Consider the following 3,879-nt stretch of genomic DNA (forward strand, 5'->3'; position numbering starts at 1 on the left):
CGAAGGCGAGCCCGCTCCACAGCACCAGCACCGCGAGCGCCGGACCGGCGAAGGGCGCGACCAGCGCGAAGGCGACGAGCACCGCGATGAGACCCATGAAGCTGCCGAGCACCGTGCGCATCAGGCTGCGGTCGGCGAGCCAGCCGCCGGCGAGGTTTCCGACGGTGAGCCCGACGCCGGCCGCGAACAGAGCCCCCGTCACGCCGCCGGGCGTCAGATGCGTCACGGTGAGCAGGAACGGCGCGATGTAGGTGAAGACGGTGAAGAAGCTCACCGAGGACAGGGTCGAGACCAGCATCGGCCGCAGCACCGGCCAGCGCCCGAGCGCCCGGAATTCCCTGGCGAGGCCGCCGCGGGTGCCCGGCATCCCGCCGGGCAGGGCGAGCGCGATGGCGGCGCCTGCCGCGAGCCCGATCCCGACCACGGCCCAGAAGGTCGAGCGCCAGCCGAGGGCCTGACCGAGCGCGGTGCCCAGCGGCACGCCGAGCACGTTGGCGAGCGTCAGCCCGGCGAACATCAGCGAGACGGCCTGCGTCCGCTTCTCCCGCGGCACGAGGTTGCGCGCGACGATGGCGCCGATGCCGAAGAAGGCGCCGTGGGCGAAGGCCGTGGCGACCCGCGCGGCCATCAATAGTTCGTAGCTCGAGGCCAGGGCGCAGGCGAGGTTGCCGAGGGTGAACACCGCCATCAGGGCGAGCAGGGCCGCCTTGCGCGGCAGGGGTGCCGTCGCCATTGCGACGAGCGGCGCGCCGACCACCACGCCGAGCGCGTAGCCGGAGACGAGGTGGCCCGCCTGCGGGATGGTGACGTCGAAATCGCGCGCCACCTCGGGCAGGAGGCCCATGATGACGAACTCGGTCGTGCCGATGCCGAAGGAGGCGACGGCCAGCGCGAGGATCGGCAGGGATACCATGCAGGGTGCTCCGGGGCAGCGCCCGTGATCGGCGCTTTTGCTGCGCTGCAATACGAGCGCCGCAAATCGGTCATTCACGGCGCGCGCGACAGGCGCGTGACCGGGAGGCAGGTCTGCGCTGACGTCAGGACGGTGCCGGTTCGAGAGCGTGCGTGACCCCGGACCTCGTGGCCGGACACGACCGGCTCTTACCGACAGAAAGATTTTCCCTGCCTTGCGTCGTATAAACGGAGAACTCTCCTCCACCTTCGAGAAACAACGCAAAAACAATCCGTTGATTTGCCCCACCCCAGGTCTCTAAATTTCACGACAACAACGTCTCAACAACGCTCCGCGGATCTTGTGAATATCGAAGTTCCGAAATGCTCCTGCCGGAGCGTTCGGGCGCCGGTCTTCCTTTGTCTGCGGCCCTGCCTCGGATGTTTCGCGATGCCCGCACGGATCGTTGCCTTCTCCGGCAACACGCACCGCCCCTCCCGCACCCGCACCTTGGTCGAGGCGGTGGCCGCCGAGTTGTCGCGACTGCGCCCGATCGACCTGAAGGTCTACGACCTCGTCGATGCCGGCACCGGCATCGCGGTCGCGGGCCGCTCGGCCCTGCCGCTGCCGGCGGCGCGGATCGTGGAGGCGATCGAGTCGGCCGATGCGCTGATCGTCGGCTCGCCGGTCTACAAGGGCAGCTACGCGGGGCTGTTCAAGCACCTGATCGACTTCGTCGCCCCCGAGGCGCTGATCGGCAAACCGGTCGTACTGACCGCGACCGGCGGCGGCCCGCGCCACGCGCTGGTGGTCGAGCACAGCTTGCGCCCGCTGTTCGGCTTCTTCTCGGCGCAGGCCGCGCCGACCGCGGTCTATGCCGGCGACACCGAGATCGCCGAGGGCCGCGTCGCCGACCCGATCGTGCGCGCCCGCGTCGCCCAGGCCGCGGCCGAACTCGCCCGGCTCCTCGACATCGGGCAGGGCGACGCCGTCTCCACCTCGGCACCGCTGGCCGCGGCCCGCTGAGGCACCGATGCTCGACCGCCGCCTCCTCCTCGCAGCCGGCCTCGCCGCGGCCGGCACCGCGCTCCCGCTCCGCCGCGCCCGCGCCGTCGAGCCGGGCGTGATCCGCATCGGCTACCAGAAGAACGGCATCCTCGCCGTCGCCCGCGAGCAGGCGGCGATCGAGGCCGCGCTGAAGCCGCGCAACGTCGGCGTGCGCTGGGTCGAGTTCTCGTTCGGGCCGCCGCTCCTGGAGGCGCTGAACCTCGGCGCGATCGATTTCGGCCAGACCGGCGACGCCCCGCCGATCTTCGCCCAGGCCGCGGGCGCCAACCTCGTCTACGCGGCGGCGCAGCCGAAGGGCGGCTCCGGCGCGGCGATCCTGCTGCCGAAGGGCTCGGGCATCGCCACGCTCGCCGATCTCAAGGGAAAGCGCGTCGCCTTCGCCAAGGGATCGAGCGCGCACAACCTCACCGTCGCCGCCCTGGAGAAGGCGGGCCTGACCTACCGCGACATCACCCCGGTCCTTTTGGCGCCGGCCGACGGCGCGGCGGCGTTCGCCGGCGGCACGATCGACGCCTGGACAGTGTGGGATCCCTACTTCGCCATCGCCGAGGAGGGGCAGGGCGCGCGCATCCTGGTGCAGGCCCCCGACATCACCCCCACCAACAACTTCTTCCTCGCGAACAAAGCCTTCGCCGAGGAGCAGGCCGACGTGTTGCGGGCGGCCATCGCCGCGCTCGGCGAGGTCGCGATCTGGTGCGAGGGTAACCGCCCCAGCGTCGCGGCGAGCCTGTCGAAGATCACCGGCGTGCCGCTCGCCGCCACGCGCCGCGCGGTCGAGCGCATCCGCTTCGTCATCGCGCCGATGGATGCGGCGGTCACCGCCGAGCAGCAGCGCATCGCCGACCGCTTCCAGCAGATCGGCGTGATTCCCCGCCCGGTGCGGGTGTCCGACATCGTCTGGACGCCGGCCGAGACCCCGAACAAGACCTAAGGACAACGGGTGAGCCCAACCATGGCCGATTCCGCCGCGATCCGATCGCTCCCCGTCCGCGCGCGCCGCGCCGAGGCCGCAGCGCCGCTCAAGCGAGAGCTCCCGGGCAAGCCCGTGCGCCTGCCGACGGCGAAGCTGCTGCCCTGGCTGCTGCCGACCCTCGTCATCGCCGGCTGGCAGGCGGCGGCCTCTCTCGGGCTCGTCTCGACCCGGTTCATGCCGGCGCCGCTCGACGTCGCCGCCGCCGGCTGGCGCCTCGCGCAGACTGGGGAGCTCTGGGAGAACCTCTGGGTCAGCTTCGCCCGCGCCGCCGCCGGCTTCCTCATCGGCGGCGGCATCGGTCTCTCCTTCGGCCTCGCCAACGGGCTGTCCAACCTCTCGGAAAAGCTCACCGACACCACGCTGCAGATGGTGCGCAACATCCCCCACCTGTCGCTGATCCCGCTGGTGATCCTGTGGTTCGGCATCGACGAGGGCGCCAAGCTCTTCCTCGTGGCGCTCGGCGTGTTCTTCCCCGTCTACGCCAACACCCTGCACGGCATCCGCTCGGTCGATCCGCAGCTGATCGAGATGGGCCGGGTCTACGGCATGAACCGGCGCGAACTGTTCCGGCGCGTGGTGCTGCCGGGCGCGCTCCCCTCGATCTTCGTCGGCATCCGCTACGCCCTCGGCATCATGTGGCTGACGCTCATCGTCGCCGAGACGATCTCCGCCAATTCCGGCCTCGGCTACATGGCGATGCAGGCCCGCGAGTTCATGCTGGTCGACGTCGTGGTGCTGGCGATCCTGATCTACGCCGCGCTCGGCAAGCTCGCCGACAGCCTGACGCGGGCGCTGGAACGCACCTGCCTCGCCTGGAACCCGGCCTACCGCAACGCCTGAGACCCGAGCCCTCCCATCAATCCCCCCTCATCCTGAGGTGCGGAGCGCAGCGAAGCCTCGAAGGAGGGTTCCAGAGATCGCGAGCGGGCTGGAACCCTCCTTCGAG

At 70.8% G+C, this 3,879-nt stretch carries 4 protein-coding genes; 3 read left to right on the top strand and 1 reads right to left on the bottom strand.

Going from position 1 to position 3,879, the window contains the following annotated elements; all coding sequences use genetic code 11:
• Positions 1-913 (bottom strand): MFS transporter (locus tag MFF42_RS19210; protein ID WP_238257178.1); only part of this gene is annotated, 913 nt, incomplete at its 3' end.
• 429 nt (positions 914-1,342) lie between these two features.
• Here MFF42_RS19210 and msuE point away from each other — a divergent pair.
• From msuE to MFF42_RS19225, 3 genes are read left to right on the top strand one after another with little or no spacing between them, the layout of a single operon-like run.
• Positions 1,343-1,918, top strand: coding sequence for an FMN reductase (gene msuE, locus MFF42_RS19215; RefSeq protein ID WP_238257179.1), 576 nt, complete (start codon positions 1,343-1,345; stop codon positions 1,916-1,918).
• Between the two features lie 7 nt (positions 1,919-1,925).
• On the top strand, positions 1,926-2,891 hold the full coding sequence (locus MFF42_RS19220) for an aliphatic sulfonate ABC transporter substrate-binding protein (protein WP_238257180.1): 966 nt from the start codon (positions 1,926-1,928) through the stop codon (positions 2,889-2,891).
• 21 nt (positions 2,892-2,912) lie between these two features.
• Entirely contained in the window at positions 2,913-3,773 is an 861-nt protein-coding gene (locus MFF42_RS19225) for an ABC transporter permease subunit (protein ID WP_238257181.1), read from the top strand.
• The last annotated feature ends 106 nt before the right edge of the window (positions 3,774-3,879 follow it).

Source organism: Methylorubrum podarium (genome assembly GCF_022179745.1).
GTDB classification, from domain to species: Bacteria; Pseudomonadota; Alphaproteobacteria; order Rhizobiales; family Beijerinckiaceae; genus Methylobacterium; species Methylobacterium podarium.